Origin of the sequence: Rufibacter roseus, assembly GCF_001647285.1 — a bacterium.
Taxonomy (GTDB): Bacteria; Bacteroidota; Bacteroidia; order Cytophagales; family Hymenobacteraceae; genus Nibribacter; species Nibribacter roseus.
Genome location: NZ_LRML01000007.1, coordinates 217,090 through 232,184, shown reverse-complemented (window position 1 = coordinate 232,184; position 15,095 = coordinate 217,090). Strand labels below are relative to the sequence as shown.

Annotated in this window: 14 protein-coding genes and 1 tRNA gene; 8 read left to right on the top strand and 7 right to left on the bottom strand. The window is 49.7% G+C overall.

Translation table 11 applies throughout. The annotated features are described in order from the left end of the window. The first annotated feature begins 14 nt into the window (after nt 1-14). Nucleotides 15-920, top strand: coding sequence for a glycoside hydrolase family 43 protein (locus tag A8O23_RS12790; protein ID WP_204377695.1), 906 nt, complete (start codon nt 15-17; stop codon nt 918-920). 214 nt (nt 921-1,134) lie between these two features. On the opposite strand, the gene A8O23_RS12785 is transcribed toward A8O23_RS12790, so the two are convergent. Together A8O23_RS12785 and A8O23_RS12780 are read right to left on the bottom strand one after the other, a co-directional pair. Further along, nucleotides 1,135-1,554: a hypothetical protein gene (locus A8O23_RS12785; RefSeq protein WP_066621794.1), complete on the bottom strand. Its 420-nt coding sequence runs from the start codon at nt 1,552-1,554 to the stop codon at nt 1,135-1,137. Between the two features lie 93 nt (nt 1,555-1,647). Beyond that, entirely contained in the window at nt 1,648-2,919 is a 1,272-nt protein-coding gene (locus A8O23_RS12780; protein WP_066621793.1) for a cation:proton antiporter, read from the bottom strand. Between the two features lie 343 nt (nt 2,920-3,262). Here A8O23_RS12780 and A8O23_RS12775 point away from each other — a divergent pair, with 343 nt between their 5' ends. The 4 genes from A8O23_RS12775 (at nt 3,263) to A8O23_RS12760 (ending at nt 7,947) form a co-directional block, all read left to right on the top strand. After that, nucleotides 3,263-4,096, top strand: coding sequence for an alpha/beta fold hydrolase (locus A8O23_RS12775; protein ID WP_066621791.1), 834 nt, complete (start codon nt 3,263-3,265; stop codon nt 4,094-4,096). A 97-nt stretch (nt 4,097-4,193) separates the two neighbouring features. Next, entirely contained in the window at nt 4,194-4,874 is a 681-nt protein-coding gene (locus A8O23_RS12770) for a haloacid dehalogenase type II (RefSeq protein ID WP_066621789.1), read from the top strand. Between the two features lie 420 nt (nt 4,875-5,294). After that, nucleotides 5,295-6,698, top strand: a complete 1,404-nt coding sequence (locus tag A8O23_RS12765; protein ID WP_082883041.1) for an erythromycin esterase family protein — start codon at nt 5,295-5,297, stop codon at nt 6,696-6,698. A 94-nt stretch (nt 6,699-6,792) separates the two neighbouring features. Continuing rightward, nucleotides 6,793-7,947 carry an MFS transporter gene (locus tag A8O23_RS12760; RefSeq protein ID WP_066621787.1) on the top strand — a complete coding sequence of 385 codons (1,155 nt, stop codon included), beginning with the start codon at nt 6,793-6,795 and terminating at the stop codon, nt 7,945-7,947. Nucleotides 7,948-8,040: 93 nt separating this feature from the next. On the opposite strand, the gene A8O23_RS21455 is transcribed toward A8O23_RS12760, so the two are convergent. The 4 genes from A8O23_RS21455 to A8O23_RS12745 form a co-directional block, all read right to left on the bottom strand. After that, nucleotides 8,041-8,223, bottom strand: a complete 183-nt coding sequence (locus A8O23_RS21455) for a hypothetical protein (RefSeq protein ID WP_153042194.1) — start codon at nt 8,221-8,223, stop codon at nt 8,041-8,043. A gap of 526 nt (nt 8,224-8,749) precedes the next feature. Further along, a complete protein-coding gene (gene ggt / locus A8O23_RS12755; RefSeq protein ID WP_153042196.1) occupies nt 8,750-10,342 on the bottom strand; it encodes a gamma-glutamyltransferase in 1,593 nt (530 codons plus the stop codon). A 223-nt stretch (nt 10,343-10,565) separates the two neighbouring features. Continuing rightward, the gene (locus A8O23_RS12750; RefSeq protein WP_066621785.1) at nt 10,566-11,693 is read right to left on the bottom strand and encodes a site-2 protease family protein; all 1,128 of its coding nucleotides are present in this window, start codon (nt 11,691-11,693) and stop codon (nt 10,566-10,568) included. Beyond that, nucleotides 11,683-12,327 carry an HAD family hydrolase gene (locus tag A8O23_RS12745; protein ID WP_066621783.1) on the bottom strand — a complete coding sequence of 215 codons (645 nt, stop codon included), beginning with the start codon at nt 12,325-12,327 and terminating at the stop codon, nt 11,683-11,685. The genes A8O23_RS12750 and A8O23_RS12745 overlap by 11 nt, the downstream gene beginning before the upstream one ends. Before the next feature lie 79 nt (nt 12,328-12,406). Between A8O23_RS12745 and A8O23_RS12740 the strand changes: the two genes are divergently transcribed. After that, nucleotides 12,407-12,480: transfer RNA gene (locus A8O23_RS12740), tRNA-Ile, on the top strand. A gap of 192 nt (nt 12,481-12,672) precedes the next feature. Continuing rightward, the gene (locus A8O23_RS12735) at nt 12,673-13,968 is read left to right on the top strand and encodes a phage integrase SAM-like domain-containing protein (RefSeq protein ID WP_066621780.1); all 1,296 of its coding nucleotides are present in this window, start codon (nt 12,673-12,675) and stop codon (nt 13,966-13,968) included. Here A8O23_RS12735 and A8O23_RS12730 read toward each other — a convergent pair. Further along, the gene (locus tag A8O23_RS12730; RefSeq protein ID WP_066621778.1) at nt 13,965-14,222 is read right to left on the bottom strand and encodes a hypothetical protein; all 258 of its coding nucleotides are present in this window, start codon (nt 14,220-14,222) and stop codon (nt 13,965-13,967) included. The genes A8O23_RS12735 and A8O23_RS12730 overlap by 4 nt on opposite strands. A 92-nt stretch (nt 14,223-14,314) precedes the next feature. Here A8O23_RS12730 and A8O23_RS12725 point away from each other — a divergent pair, with 92 nt between their 5' ends. Beyond that, a complete protein-coding gene (locus A8O23_RS12725; protein WP_066621777.1) occupies nt 14,315-15,088 on the top strand; it encodes an antA/AntB antirepressor family protein in 774 nt (257 codons plus the stop codon). Nucleotides 15,089-15,095: the final 7 nt, after the last annotated feature.

The following is a 15,095-nucleotide window of genomic DNA, read 5'->3' as shown; positions in this document are numbered from 1 at the left end:
CGGAGAAGGTACCTATGTCGGGTAACCCCATATTCCAGGGATGGTACGCAGATCCGGAAGGGGCTATTTTTGGGAAGAAGTACTGGGTTTTTCCCACATTCTCGGCCCGTTATCCGCAGCAGGTACGGTTTGATGCCTTTTCCTCGCCAGATCTGGTTACCTGGACAAAGCATGAGCGCATTTTAGATACAGCAAGGGTGAAGTGGGCGAAGAAAGCCATGTGGGCTCCGGCCATTGTGCAAAAGGGAAAGCAGTACTTCTTGTTTTTCGGGGCGAATGATATTCAGAGCGACCAGGAGGAAGGCGGTATTGGCGTAGCTGTGGCCGATCAGCCGCAGGGACCTTACAAAGATTATTTGGGCAAACCGCTGGTAGACAAATTCCATAATGGCGCGCAACCCATAGACCAGTACGTGTTCAAAGACAAAGACGGCCAGTATTACCTGATCTACGGCGGCTGGCGGCACTGCAATATTGCTAAGCTGAAAGATGATTTTACCGGTTTTATTCCGTTTGAAGATGGAACCACATTCAAAGAAATAACCCCGAAAGGGTATGTGGAAGGACCCATCATGTTCATTCGGAACGGGAAGTACTACTTTATGTGGTCAGAAGGGGGCTGGACTGGTCCTGACTATTCTGTGGCCTATGCCGTAGCCGATTCTCCTTTCGGACCGTTTGAGCGGGTAGGTAAGATTCTGCAGCAAGATCCTGAAATAGCCACCGGAGCCGGTCATCACTCGGTCATGCAGGTGCCGGGCAAAGACCAGTGGTACATTATCTATCACCGCCGCCCCCTCACCGAAACCGACCGCGACCACCGAGTGACTTGCATTGATGAAATGCACTTTGACGAAGATGGAATGATTAAGCCGGTAAAGATTACCAATACCGGCGTAGCCAGAAACCCTCTTAAATAAATTTAATAGACGTCTTGGTCTTTGATTAAGAGTAAAAACGTAGCCAGAAAAGTATCTTTAGACACACACAGGTACATTTGATTTTGTGCCTGAATTCTAAGCACATGATGCAAATTCTGTTTTAGCCTTATTTTTTAAAATGTAGCCAAAAAAGAGCCCTCTGTTGTGAAAGCAACAGAGGGCTCTTTTTATCAGATTATTACGTCAGGAACAATTAGTTTTTTCTGTCGTTGTCGCCCAAGTTTCTCAGGCGGGCCTGCACTTTATTCTCAGTCTCGTTCCAGCCATTTTTAACCTGCTCCCATTCTCGCTTGGTTTTCTCATCCCAGGTATTGCTGCGGGCGTCAAGGTCAGCTGTGCGGCGATTGTATTCGGCTTTAACTTCTCTCCACTCTGCCTCGGTGGCGGTTTCAGCGGCAGCGGTCTTTTCGTTTACCCACTCAGAGAATTGGTGTACTTCATGGTCTGCTTCGCCCATCTCATTTTCAGTTTCCTCCGCTACTTCGTGGTTTCTAGTGTTCAGTTCCTCCGTTTCTGTTTCGGTTGCAGTTTCAGAGCGTTGCTCACAGGCGGGCAGAAACGCAAAAAGTGAGGCACCCAGCGCCACAGAAAGAATTCTTGAGGTAATTTTCATAGTCTTCTACAGTTTAGTCTGCCGAGTTGTACGGAAATATCTGAAAAACGATATGTAAAGACCTCGTACTACATGAAAGGAGAAAGCTGTTGTTTAGGTGGTCTGGTGGTCTTTGTCTGTTGCACTTTCCTGACTTTGGCGGTATTCGTTTTCCCAGCGGCTGTAGAATTTGGCGAATGGGTAGCCTGTGAAACCATGTACTATGGTAGAGCCAAAAATAACAAGGCTACTAATAACCCAGATCTCATTTACATGCGTTTTGGAAAGACTATGCACTGCGTAATACATAGCCGCTACTCCAATTGGGCCAAACCACCCCACCATAAACAAGTCAGCTTTTTTAGGCAGTTTTTTCAAAAACGGACCTAAAGCAAGAATCACTGGCAAACGGCGGAGCAATAGAACGGCTATAACAATCCAGACGGCGTTCCAGCCAAGAGCAAACCATTCTTTCCAGGGCAGCACCAAGCCAAAGAGCAGAAAAATAGGAATAGTGAAAAGGCGGCCCATAGATTCTTGAATTTCATCTTGCTCAATGTCTTCGTCTTCGTCTAAGGCCATGTTGGCGGCAAAGCCTGCAGCAAACACCCCAAGAATACCGTTGCTGTCTATTGCCTCCAAGCCTCCTAAAACGGTGAAGCCCAGTGCCAGGGAAAAGGACAATAAGGAGGATTCAGACATCCAGCCTGCGTCCCGGGCTTTCAACAGCAATTTCCCAGCCACATACCCTACCACAAGACCGATAACCACTCCACCAATGGTTTCCCATAAAACGGCTTTCAGAAACCACTCCTGCCAGGCATGATGATCGGGCTTTTGAATTAATAGCATGGGTAAGAACACCAGCGGAAGAGCCAAGCCGTCGTTCGCGCCTGATTCAAAGGAGATGCTATGCCTGATGCGCTCCGGCAGCAATTTTTTTGCCGTTTCACCGGACACCACCGTAGAGGCCACCACAGGGTCAGTTGGGGTGATGATGGCGCCTATGAGAAAACTCAGAAGCCAATCAAAACCAAGAATGTAATGGATGAGCAGCGTTGAGATACCGCACATTCCCATCATACCCAGCAAAAGCAGAATAGATTGCAGCCGCCAGTGCCGTTTGGCATAAGACTTTGGTATTCTGAAAGCAGTAGCCATAAGAGCCATGGCGATGGTAATCTGCGTAGCAACCTCCAGAATTTTTTCAGCAGAGCCCCAGCTGAACAAGTTGAGCATGTCCAGTACTTCAGGGCCTAATATAATGCCTGCCGCCAAGGCAATAATAGGTTCGCTGAGCACTGATTTCTTGATTTTCCGGTACACGTACCCCATGGTCAAGGTAAGAGCACTGATACACGCTAATGCAATAGAAAAATCTTTCATGCCAATACCAGTTTAAATGTTTGCTGGTGTATACTGGCTACTGCTGCTGCTGGGTTAGCGATACAAACTCAAAACTGCGAAACTGGCGGCTTCCATCTAATTTATAGTATTTATACGCTAGGCTTTTAGGTATTTAATCGCCTTTTGCCCTAAGCCTGACATTCTACTTTTACCTGTAGTTAGTTGATGTGCGTGTGGCCTTTGAATCTGTTTTTCAAAAGGTCTGCTGGGGCTGAAGAAAAGTAATTGATTAGTTCTTTAGAAAAGTTGAAACCTGAAAGGAAGAATAACCGAACAGAGACAATTACAAGGTTCCCTAATCCTGCCCTAAGACAGACAACACATGAAGGTGCACATTGAAAACCACGACACAAAATTATACACCGCCATTTACCCCAATGCCACTAAGGAAACGGTGATACTGTTGCACGGTGGTCCTGGTGTGCCCAACGGATTGACCTTTCTAACAAATTACCTGAGCCGGAACTTCCAGGTAGTTCTGTTTCACCAACGGGGCACGCAAAAGTCACCAAACCCTTCGCAAAGCTACTCTATGGATGATTATGTGTCTGACATCAATAGAGTGGCAGACTATGTGAAGGTAGAGAAGTTCCATTTGTTCGGACACTCCTGGGGTGGCCTGTACGCGCAGATATACGCCCACCAGCACCCCGAAAGGCTCCTGAGCTTATTTCTATGCAGCCCCGCCTCTGGTACCGGTAGCCAATGGAAAGACACCATGCTGGAAATAGCACGCTACAACAAAGACAAGTGCAGCACTTTGGAATGGCTGAGTATGAACATGCATGCCGGCATGGGCCTGTTGGGAAGCGACTCGGGGTACAAAAGTTTCTTCTGGCAAGCCTTGGAGAACTTCAGCCGCGACTTCAAAGAGTCTCACCCTGAAGATTTTGGGGTAGACTGTATCAGAGCTGAGGCCATTAACCTCACCCAAAAAAGTATTTTAGCTTACCCTCCGTTGCAGCAGTTCCAACAGGCGCAAGTAAAAATTACCATTGCCTATGGCGCCCAAGATATCATTGGCGACAGTAAGAAATATGTGTTAGAGCGTTATCCAAATGCCAAAGTGCATACAATTCCTAAGAGCGGACATATACCGTGGTCTCACAACCAAAAAGAGTTTGTGAAGGTGCTGAAAGAGCATTACGGTCAGTAAATCATATCTGCCAGGCTTGTGGGGTCATACTATGAGCGGCAATGGCGACTAATTCTGATAGACGTCGTAAGAAATAATTTACCCATATTTATTTTTTATGACCTCTACTAAAAAACGCCCTGCCGTATTGCTTTTCGATGTTAACGAGACTTTGCTTGATCTTTCAGACATGCAGAAGGCTGTAAACGAAGCCCTGCATAATTCATTGGCCTTTAAGTTTTGGTTTGCCCAATTATTGGAATATTCACTTGTAGAAAATTCAACAAACACTTACCACTACTTCAGCGAAGTAGGGCAAGCGGCCATGCAAATGACCGTTGAGAAAATGGGGCTTGATCTGCCAAAGGCAAAACAAAAAGAACTGGTAGAGATGGTGAACAAATCAGAACCACACCCTGATGTAGTGCCTGGTCTGGAGAAATTAAAAGAGGCAGGGTTCAGATTAGCTACCCTCACCAACTCACCAGCAAAATCAAGTATTCCGCACCTGGAGGCAGTGGGCCTGAAAGATTTCTTTGAAGAAACCTTAAGCGTAGATAGTGTGCAGAAGTTTAAGCCCCATGGCAGCACCTATCAATTTGCCTCCGAAAAGCTAAACGTAGCCTTGCCCGATATAATGATGGTGGCCGCCCATGGCTGGGACATTGCGGGCGCTTTACGGGGCGGCACCCGAGCCGCTTTTATTTCACGCCCAGGGCAAACACTGTACCCCTTAGCGCCTGAACCAGAATTATCGGTACCTACTATTTCTGCCCTGGCCGAACAACTCATTTCCTAAGCTAAATCTCCCTTTGTCTTTTTGGCTTGATTTCCTGAAAACAGGCTGAAAACACTGTTTCTACTTAAAGGGAATGCACTAACGCAACGTTTGCGGGCAATTCTGTTAGACTAGGTATAACTACTAGATTCTGTTCTGTCCCTTAACAAATACAGATTAAGGGCGTACCCAAATACAGTTGCAAATGATGAACCAAAATGGTGGAATAAGTACAAAAACTTCCAGCGGAGACGGGTGGGGCACTGCATAAAAATTTTGCCCAAGAGAGGCTATTAGGTGGTGCTGGCTTGTCAAGGCGTAAGCAGTGGTTGTATCCATTTTAGGCCTGTTTTTCAAAAATCAGACCTAAAACATAACCGATTACACCACCACTTGTGCCTAAACAATGAACAATCAGCAATTCAATTAGTTGGTATGAACATGCAAGAGAGAAAGAAACGCGCCAGTTGGCTGCTTGCCCTGGTTTGCCTGCTGGCTGTCAGTTGTAAGCAGGCACCGCAGCAGGAGGGACAAGTAACTGGTGGCGCGCAGACAGGCAATACGGTAACGCTTACTATTCCAAATCATCCGCTCCGCAGTGAACAAGACCTGGATGTGCTCCTGCAGGAAATAGGAGATGCCAGAATTGTGTTGTTGGGTGAAGCCTCACATGGTACGGCTGAATATTACACCTGGCGCGCCGCCATCACCAAACGGCTCATTCAGGAGAAAGGCTTTGATTTCGTGGCCGTGGAAGGGGAGTGGGCCGATTCTTACCGGGTAAACCAGTACATCAAAGGTCCACAGCGCGACAGTGCCACTACGGTTCAGCTACTGGAGCAGTACAACCGCTGGCCCACCTGGATGTGGGGCAACTACGAAGTTGCCAGCCTGGTCACCTGGATGAACCGCTACAACCAAGAAAAACCTAAAGAGGATAAAATAGGCTTCTTCGGTTTAGATGTGTACTGCCTGTGGGAGTCAATGACGGAACTGATGCCTTATGTAAAAGAGCACCCAGAACTGGTGGAATCTGCCCGAGAGGTGCACCGGTGCTTTCAGCCTTTCAGTTCAGATGCCATGGAATACGCCAGAGCCGTGGCCAACGCCTCAGCTAATTGTCGGGCAGAAACAAACCGGCTTTGGCGGGACGTGCAGAAACTGGGCAAAGCCGAAGGGGCCGCCAAGTCTGAGGCTCAGTTTGTGGCTGAGCAAAATGCGTTGGTGGCGTATAACGGAGAGCGCTACTACCGTGCCGCCGTAGAAAGCAACACCGAGTCCTGGAACATACGTGACCGCCATATGACCCAGACCCTGCAGCGCCTGCTAGCCTTTCACGGGCCGCAGTCTAAAGCCATTGTATGGGAGCACAACACCCACGTAGGTGACGCCCGCTATACTGATATGGCCTCCAGCGGCGAGGTAAACGTAGGCCAGTTGGTACGGCAGGAATATGGGCAGGAGAACGTATTTATCATCGGATTCGGATCTTACCAAGGCACTGTTATTGCGGCCAGAGGCTGGGGAGCGCCCATCGAAACTATGGAGGTGCCGCCAGCCCAGCAGGGCAGTTGGGAGCAGATACTGCACCAGCTCAGCCCCTCAGATAAAATTATCTTCTCCAAAGATTTGAAAAACAACAAACCTCTGAATAGGCCGGTAGGGCACCGTGCCATTGGCGTTGTATATAATCCGCAGATAGAGCACCTGGGCAATTACGTGCCATCGGTCTTGCCTAAACGCTACGACGCCTTTCTTTTCATAGACCAGACACACGCGCTGCACCCAATTGAAACCATCACCGTTCGCAACGAGCCGCCAGATTTATATCCGTCAGGAAAATAATAAGAGCTATAGGCGCATGTTTCTGTATTCCTGAAACCATTTATGGTGGTGGAGGTAGTAAAATACCTCATATTTGTGTCTTCATTTTACCTGAATGCAATCTATTTTAAAGCAGAGAGTAGCTCTCAGCGTATTCTTTTTTTTATCTGGTTTTAGTTTTTCCAGCTGGGCCTCCAGAATTCCTACCATTAAATCTATTCTAGACCTGAACGAAGCCGAGTTGGGTTCGGTGCTGCTGGCTATGCCGGTGAGTTCCTTGATTGGGCTTCCTATCTCGGGTTGGCTGGTTTCCAAGTTTGAGACGCGCCAGCCATTGGCGGCAGGTTTTCTCTTGAACTCTTTCTGTTTGGCAGCCATAGCTTTCGCCACCACCACTATGAGTCTGGTGCTGGTGTTGTTTCTGTACTCCCTGAGCATGCGGATCTTCAACATCTCTATGAACACGCAGGCTATTACGCTGCAGAAGTTGTCTGATAAAAAAATCAACGGCTCTTTTCACGGCCTCTGGAGTTCTGGCGGCATTGCCGGAGTAGGCTTTACCACCTTGCTGGTCTCTTTTGGAGTGGACATTGTCCCGCATTTACTCATAGTAGCTAGTTTCTGCTTTTTAGCGACCGTATTTACTTTCAAACACTTGCTCCGCCGAGACAAATCTGAGACTGGAAACAAACTGGAGTTGAGCAAACCGGACCCTTACATTTTATACCTGGGCTTGCTGGTGTTTTTCGCTGCCGTTTGCGAAGGGGGTATGTTTGACTGGAGCGGCATCTATTTCCAGCAGGTAGTGGGTGAGGAGATTTTTTCACTGGGCTATCTGGTGTTTATGACCTTCATGGCTCTGTCGCGGTTTATCTCTGACAGAATTGTGGATCGCATTGGTATGCCAACCACCTACATTATGAGTTCGGTGCTGATCTTTTCCGGCATTACGTTAGCCATTGTTTTTCCAACGTTCTGGCCCGCCCTGATTGGTTTTTCATTGGTAGGTTTCGGCACGGCCTCGGTCATACCAATGACGTATACGCTGGCCGGAGCATCGCCTAAATATTCTCCCGGCATTGCTATTTCCTTAGTAACCACTTTTGGCATTGTTGGCATGCTCATTGGCCCACCCATGATTGGATATCTGGCGCATGCCTTCGGGTTGCAGCAGTCGTTTATTTCGTTTGCCTTGGCCGGTATCATGCTCATTCCGTTTTCTCGTTTATTCTTCCGGATGGAGAAAAGACTTGTTGCCGCGAAGGTGTAGTGTGTTGAAAAAGAGGGATGTTTCCCTCCCTATAGATTTTCCTAAAACACGCATTCCTGATATTCCCCCTTTGAAGGGGGCGAAGGGGAATGTTTACACCTTCCGATACTGGCTTTCCTGATTCCACTCCTTTACAGTCATCCTGAGCATTGCCGAAGGATCTAACGAAGACGTTCTGTAGCAGGCGATAATGCTTCTGCCACCGCAGTTGGACAGGTCGCGACCTGTCCGTACATTATCTTTTTTCCCGCTCCCGAGCTGGCGTGGGTTCTGCATATCCAAGGCCTTACCAAACCACCTTCTCCGTATCTAAGGCTCCGTGCGCTCACGGCCGCGAGGCCTCGCCCTGTGGATTCGCACTGCCCTTTTCACTAGACCTTCGGTCTTGCCGCTGTCGCGGCACCGTTCAAAGCGAGGCGCTCATCCCCACGGCTGGAAACAGTTCCAATTCTGCTTCTTGTGCCGCTGTTGAAATGCTGCTGTTGGTTATTTGCTTCTGTAGTTCCTAGGTAGAGTCACTCGCGCTATCGCGCATCTCCTTTTCTTTCTTTTGTTGTTGTGTGTAGAGTTAGCGACAGCGCTTTACGCACCCTCGGACAGCCAATCTCCAGATTGGCGTTACGGTTCACTGCTCAGGGGCGGCTACTGACACAGACACTAGCAGGCCAATAAGACGCTGCTAGGTCTCTTGAACTGGCGTTTTCTGACTAGAGGCACTCGCGCTCCGCAGGTCTCTTTTTCTGTTGCATTTACAGGCTGTTTTTCGGAAAAGAGGTCTAAAACAAAGGGAAATGGAAGCGAATCAAAACCCAGCTGCTGCGTCGTCGCCTCTTGGGTCGGCGCCGCCTTCTAGTTGGCCGTTGGGCAAAACTAATATGCCGGCGGCGCGGCCTATGCCTCCGGTCTTTGGGGCAATTTTGTGACCTCTGAGCCACAGTTTTAGTCCGGTGCCAAAGCCTAAGGCACCCCACTCAGACAGCACCCAGTCTGGGGTCCATTGGTGGTGGAAGCGGCCGGCGCTGATGGCACCTTGCATGGTGAAGTTGTGCCTAGTTACGTTCTGTATGATTTGGTAAACAGTGGTGATGATAGTAGAACCACCCATGGCCCCGACCACCATATACAGCTGATCTTCTTTCTCTAGAATGGTGGGTGTCATGGAGGAGAGCATGCGTTTGTTCGGTTCTATGGCGTTGGCGTCTTCACCTACCAGGCCGTAGCTGTTGGGGTGGCCGGGCTTTACGCTAAAATCATCCATCTCATTATTCAGCAGGAATCCGGCTCCGGCCACAAATACCTTGCTCCCGAAACTACTGTTCAGGGTGGTAGTGACGGAGATAGCATTTCCCTCAGGGTCTACAATAGAATAGTGGGTGGTATTGGGACTTTCAGGAGGGGCAGGGGTACCGGCAGAAACGTCATCGCTGTCAGTGGCTTTGTCTGGGGAGAAATCACGCATGCGGCTCTTGATGTAGCTGGTATCCAGCAGTCCCTGCACGGGTACCTGGTAAAAGTCGGGGTCGCCGAGGTGTTTGGCGCGGTCGGCGTACACGCGGCGCTCGGCTTCAATAATGAAGTGAGCGGTTTGGGCGGTGTTCCAACCCCAATCATGGAGTGGGTAGTCTTGCGATAGGGTGAGCAGTTGCACCAAGGCAATACCGCCGCTGGAGGGTGGGGGCATGGAAATAACTTCCAATTCTCCGAGTTGCTGCTTGATTGGGTTTCGCCAGACGGAGCGGTAATTAGCCAGGTCTTCTTTAGAGATAATGCCTTTGCCCCGCTTCATTTCAGCCTCAATTAAATCAGCGGTAAGACCTTCATAGAAGCCAGCCCTTCCCTGGTTTCTGATACTCTCAAGGGCTCTTGCCAGGTCAGGAATGCGTAAGGTGTCGCCCACTTTCCAACCATTTGACAAGACAAACTCAGGGCGAAGGGTGTTGTACTGGAGAAAATCTTCGCGCTGTTCGTTTAGTTTTATGGCTTCTTTGCGGGTAAGCGGAAAGCCTTGAGCGGCCAAATCTATGGCTGGCTGCACCAATTGAGCCCAAGGTAGTTTGCCGTATTTTTGATGGAGTTGCACCATGCCGTCTACGGTGCCGGGTACTCCTGCTGCTAAATGGCCTTTCAAGCTGAGTCCCGCAATAACTTCGCCTTTCTCATTCAGGTACAGGTCTCGGTGCGCGGCGGCAGGGGCTTTTTCGCGGTAGTCTAGGGCGGCGGTGGTGCCGTCTTTCTGCCTTAGCACCAGAAAGCCGCCCCCGCCAATGTTGCCGGCATCTGGATAAACTACGGCTAGAGCAAATTGCACGGCTACGGCGGCATCAGCGGCGTTGCCGCCCCGGCGCATAATCTCAGCGCCCACAGCAGAGGCAAGCGGGTGCGCAGATACCACCATGGCTTTGTCAGTAACCAGTCCTCTGGTATGCAGATCATGGTTTGAGCAGCCCCATAAGGCTGTAATAAAAAAAAGAAGCGTGAGCTTTAGGGAATTCAACTTCAATATTTCGTCTGGTTTCCTCCGTTTTTACCCTAAAGAAGGGGAGGAGGTTTAGAAATATTGTCTAACGCATCCTGTTGCAGGCTATATTTTTCATGGGCGAACCTAGGTGCTTAGAGTATTATTCAAAGATGAACGGCGCAGGGCTGAAGCAGAGAATAAATACTACAAGAGCTATCCAACCTAACACTTTCCGCTTCTGATCAAGAGGACGCTCGTCGGGGCAGGGTGGGTGGAAGATGCCCATCATTCGGGCTAATATTAAACCGAACACGAGCCAACCATTGTACCCCTTTATTCCGGGCCAGAAATACTGACAACAAATCTGGGCAGAGAAAACGGCTACTACCAGCATGAGGCTTCTAGCGGCTTCCGGAAACAGCGGGCGAAACACAATCATGAGGTACAAAGCGTACCCACCCCACCACCACCAATAGTCGGTTGGGCTGGTGTCTAGAGGAATAAACCCAAGGCCGGCATAAAAGATAAAGGCGGTGAACAAGATGGGCGAGAGCCGGTTGAAGCGCTCGTAGCCTAACAAACCGTAGAGGATATGGCCACCGTCTAACTGACCGATGGGCAGCAGATTCAAAGCCGTAAAAAATAAGGCTAAAAATCCTGCGAACAGGTAGGGGTAATGCGATATTTCATAATGGTTGGGCAACCGCTCCGGATCGGCCACAAACTGCTCGAACAGGTAAAACAGCAGGTTGTTCCCCAAGGCCATATTGCCTTGCTGGCTGTACACAAAGTCTTCATACTGGTTCCCAAACTGTGCGTACGCCGGGTGAATGTCAAAGATGTACTCAGGCGGGGGTAAATGCGTAAAACCATACCAAAGCAGGGGTAAGGCCACGGCAAAACCAGCCAATGGACCGGCAATGCCCACATCAAAAAACTCTTTGCGAGAAAAGATCCGTTCCTTTATTCTGATAAAAGCCCCCAACGTACCTATAGAACTAGTTATGCCCAGCCATAACGGAATGTAGTAGGGCAGGGTCACCTTGATCTTGTAATAGCGGGCGGTGAAATAATGTCCGAACTCATGCACCGTCAGCACGCCCAGAAATGAAAGGGAAAAGGCAAATCCTGCAAAAAACTCCTGCCAAGTAAGAAAGCCACCCCAGTCTAAGCTTCCGTCGGGACCTACAAAGAAAAGTTTCCCGTACCGCCACTCCGCCCCGGCCAGTGTGGTAGTGGTCAGGGTCACCAGAAATAGAAAAACGTGCAGCAGTATTTTAGGCCTCATGCTCGGCAACCGCTTCTTTCAGGGCTTCATTGATGGTGAGCGGCGGAGCCAGGTGAAGGGTGTGCAGACCCACTTTTTTTGCGCCTTCAATGTGCTGAATGCTGTCGTCTATGAAAAGGGTTTCTTCTTTCTCCAGATTATTCTCGGCTACTATGTGCTCAAATACTTCGGCTCCGGGCTTGCGCATGCGCGCCAGGTGCGAGTAATAAGGTTTCTCGAATAGCTCATCCAGGCTGGGTATGCCAAAATTGTCTGACACAATTTTATTGAAGGCAATCATATGGATGGCATTGGTATTACTGAGCAGAAACAACCGGTATTTTTTGCTCAGCGCCCTCAATAGCTCAATTCGCTCGGCCGGGATGTCGAGCAGCAAAGAATTCCAGGCTTCGTCAATCTGTTCATCGGTGGCCTCAATTTGGTACTCTTTCCTTAGCCCGTCGCGGAATTCCTGACTTGAGATATCGCCCCGCTCGTACAAGTCAAATAATTCTGACTGAGCCTTTTGGCTGAAATCTACCTGGGTGCCGGGTTTGGCGTAGGCGGCTAATGCATTGGTACCTTTGGCGTAGTCAATGTTGATGATCACCCCACCTAAATCGAAAATGATATTCTTGATAGAAGAAAAATTCACAGAATGTTCGGTTTTTGTTTTGTGTTTTGCTGCACAAATTTGTAAAATTGCACTCCCAAATCAAAGAAATGGTTTGGACGGGCCTATAGCTCATTCGGTTAGAGCAACTGACTCATAATCAGTAGGTGCTTGGTTCGATTCCAAGTGGGCCCACGATACCCCTTTTTAACCCCTAGATAACACCAGTTTTCTAGGGGTTTTTTCTTGCTTTCTGCGCTGCAAACGCACTTTTCTAGCTAATCCATTCAAAGCTACCCCTTGGTTACAAAGGGTAAAAACGCACCCCCTGTACCGCCCCCTTTTATTTTATTTTCTACCTTTGGGTACGTCTAAACCGGTACCAGGATGGAGATAAAATTTTACCCTAAAATCGAAAAGGAGCCGGACGGCTCCATAAAAACCAACGCGAAAGGCATGGTTTCCCTCCAGATGGTCATCCATCACAACGGGGAAAGGAAAAAAATAGGCACTGGGGAGTCCGTCTTTCTGCACCTTTGGGATAAGGAGGAGGAGCGGGTAGACCGCAAGCACCACCCCGACGCCGCCAAGATCAACGCCAAGCTGAATAAGCTGATCGTGTGGGCGGAGGAAGGCGAGGGGAAGGTAAGGGCCAGGGACGGGTATGCCACCGTCTCGCAGATAGCGGAATACATCAAGCAGCAGTCCAAGCCCTGGAAATACAAAGAGCAGGCACAGGGAAAGCAGGAGTTGAAGCGCGACCTTGAGAGCCTTTACGAGCACTGGAAGGAGGTGAACAAAGACTACCTGACCGCAGAGAGCCTAAGGAAGTACCACCAGGTCGTGAACCAGATGACCACCCACAAACCGAAGGTTACCATTGACGACATAGACGAGGCGTTTATGCGCAAGTACGCGGCCGCGCTGGCAAAGCAGAAGCTCAAGAGCGGCACGGTGCAGAAGCATTACCAGTTCGTGAAGGAGATGCGCGCGCTGGCGGGGCTCCCCTCAAAGGAGAAGTGGCTTGTTCACAAAACGCAGTACAGCCCCCAGCTAGACCTGACCGCCGATGAGTTCATTAAGCTAATCAACGCATGGCTGCCGACGGAGGGGCTTTCAAGGGAGCGGGACATGTGGGTGCTGCAGGCGTTCCTCGGGCTCAGGCCGGGTGACTTCGCCAAGGTGAAGCCGCACCACCGGAAATCGGTAAAGATAGCTGACCACGGGGAAGTGCAGGTGATGGAGATAGACCAGGGCAAGACCATGAACCCGGTTCAGATCCCGCTGCCTCCTTTGGCGGTGCGGATTTGGGATAAGTACGAGGGCAACTTTATCCTACCCACCCAGCAGGAGAGGGGGCGCTACATCAAGAAGGTGGCCACCGCCGCAGGGCTGAACCGCATGTACGTGAGGCGTGACCTGATAGGGGGCAAGGTAAAGGAAACCTTCATACCTGTGGACAAGGCGATCTCTCCCTATACCGCGCGGCACACGGCGGCCTCTCTGGTGTACGAGGGGAGCGGCGGTGATGACTCGCTGGCGGGGTGGCTATTAGGCCACGCGCAGCACGGCATAAAGGGCACCACGGGCGTCTACGCGAAGGACAAGGCGGCTAGGGTGCTGCCTAAGATACTGGCGGCGTGGGAGGCGATACTAGGCGACAGGGTGAAGTGGCCAGGCTAGTTCTGCGCCAACGTCAAAGGGGCGGGGGTGAGGATGCCGTGCAGGCGCCAGTAGGTGGCGATGCCCTGCTCCGCGTCCGTAAAGCGCGAGGTGATCAGGTCTATGGCCTTTGGGGTGTTGACCCACACGCGCAGCAGTATCTCCCTGCCGCCGCGCTCGGGGCCGTTGAAGAAGTCCACCTTGTAGATGTTGGAAACGTTGATCAGTACAGGCAAGGCGCTGCCCTCCTGCGGTAGCTGGATGAATTTTGGCATGGTGAAATAAATATTTAGTGGGTGTAATTATCGGGGTAAAAGTTTGTACATTTACAAGTGAACATTTTTGTACACCGCTAAATCTGCCTCTAATGCTAGAAATCCATTATTCTCAAAAAGGGACACCCTTTGTCTGGGCGAGTAATCTGCACTCAGAATTAAATATAGAAACCCCGTTACGGGTATGGTTCCCAAGAATGATAGATTATGGTTTCGAGCTCAATCAAGACTACAGTGAACACAATCTTGAAGTAGTTACTAGCAGGGGAGGGAAGTCGATTAAGAGAGACTGGGCGGTGCAGCTTGATATGGCAAAACATATTGCCATGGTTCAGAAATCAGAGATGGGTAAACGGGTGCGGCAGCATTTAATGGATCTTGATAAAAAGGTTCAAGATGGGGCTTACCTTACCCATGCTCAGATAAGCGTTTTGTTTGATGTGGTGAAGGCTTTGGGTTTCTTTTCCGTGCAGGCGTACTTGGAGAAGGAACACTTTACCGTTTTCAACAAGCCTACTGAGTGGTGGGCCTACCGAGCAAAGCTGTTTAACCATAATGCTGACCAGCTAAAGGAGATGGTAAAGGCGATAGGCATTAAATACGAAAGCCAAAGGCAGGCGCTTTTCCACTTGGACAGGTACGAGCTGATCAGAATGGCTATTGTAGACCTGTTGATAGCGATGGGCAAGACAGAAACATACGCTAAGAATGTTGCTTTGTTTGCCAAGCAGATTGCAAAGGAAATAAAGCCCGAGGTCTATGATGACCGTGGGCTAGTGATTGATTTCAAAACGCCGAAGCAGGCCGAGACAATCAAGCACATCATGAAAAGGAGAGAGTCCCCAACACCCATTGACAGGCTTTAGTGAACAA